Below are 855 nucleotides of genomic sequence, written 5' to 3' on the forward strand. Positions count from 1 at the left end.
AGCTCGGCGGTGTGGCCGTGTGGCAGATGGAGCAACATCACGTACCGGGTCGAGCGTTCGACCAGGGTGCCGATCGCTGACTTGTTCTGGGTGCCACAGATCAAGTCGCCTTCCCAGTGCCCGGGCACCGCCCGGTCGTCGGCCTCGGCCGGGCGCTCGGACACGTTGAGCATGGCGGGGATCTTGGAACGGGGCTGGTCAGGGCGGCGCTGAGGTCTGCGGACCGCGCGGCCCGTGCGCAGGCAGCGGGCCAGCTCCCGGCGCAGCGCGCCGCGGCCCTGCACATACAGCGATTGGTAGATCGTCTCGTGCGACACCCACAGCTCCGGTCGGTTCGGGAAGTCACGGCGCAGACTACGAGCGATCTGCTCCGGGCTCCACCGCAACCGTAATCTTGCCTGCACCCGCCACCGCAACCGGTGATCCATCGCCAGCTTGGCCGGCTTCGGCCGTCGGGCGCGTTCCTCGGCCTTCACCTGTGCCAGCGACGCGCGATACCGCGTGATCGGCCGTCCGTCAGTGCGGTTGTGTCGGTGCCGGGAACTGGCCTTGTTCCGCTCGACTTCCCGGCTGATCGTGGACGCCTCACGCCCCAGCCGGCGCCCGATCTCACGATAGGACAGATTCTCGGCCAGCCCGACCATGATCTCCTCCCGCTCGGCCAGCGACAGATAGCGACCCTTCGGAGCCTGCAAATCAACCATCGGCATACCGCCACCATCGCGGACCCACCGCCGAGCCAAAGTCACCGCCACACCCGCTCCAGCAGCCGCGGTCTCGTAATCGGCCCCGGACCGCACCCGCGACCAAAACTCACGCTGCACCACCCGCGAGAACGCCCTCGGTCCACCAAGC

General features: G+C 68.4%; 1 pseudogene. It reads right to left on the reverse strand.

What is annotated here, in order from left to right:
• A pseudogene (locus ABD231_RS42105) lies at positions 1–677 on the reverse strand (IS30 family transposase); the annotation flags it as partial.
• Between the last annotated feature and the right edge of the window lie 178 nt (positions 678–855).

Source organism: Kribbella yunnanensis, from assembly GCF_039529655.1.
GTDB lineage: Bacteria > Actinomycetota > Actinomycetes > Propionibacteriales > Kribbellaceae > Kribbella > Kribbella yunnanensis.